The organism is Aquimarina hainanensis, assembly GCF_042684685.1.
Classification (GTDB): domain Bacteria; phylum Bacteroidota; class Bacteroidia; order Flavobacteriales; family Flavobacteriaceae; genus Aquimarina; species Aquimarina hainanensis.
Genome location: NZ_JBHULX010000031.1, coordinates 2,438 through 2,682 on the forward strand (window position 1 = coordinate 2,438; position 245 = coordinate 2,682).

1 protein-coding gene is annotated in these 245 nt (G+C 25.7%); it reads left to right on the forward strand.

The window, feature by feature from the left end:
* Positions 1–62: 62 nt before the first annotated feature.
* On the forward strand, positions 63–245 hold a 183-nt coding region (locus ACFSTE_RS15740), incomplete at its 3' end, for a hypothetical protein (protein ID WP_378298261.1).

Here is a 245-nt window from a genome sequence, read left to right on the forward strand (position 1 = left end):
ATATTCTGTTACTATTCTTTTTTATGGTGTTAGTTTCTTGTTCTGCGCAAAAACAAAACACTATGAAAACTTTTGATGTAGAGCAATTTAACAAAAACAAGATAAATAACCGATATACTTATATTTCTAAAGATAGTACTAAAGTAGAACAAAGTACTTGGCAATTTGGTTATGAAGAAACTATAACGAAGCAAAATGATTTTTTTCAAGTATATAACAAATATTTTAAAGACGGTACGTTAAAA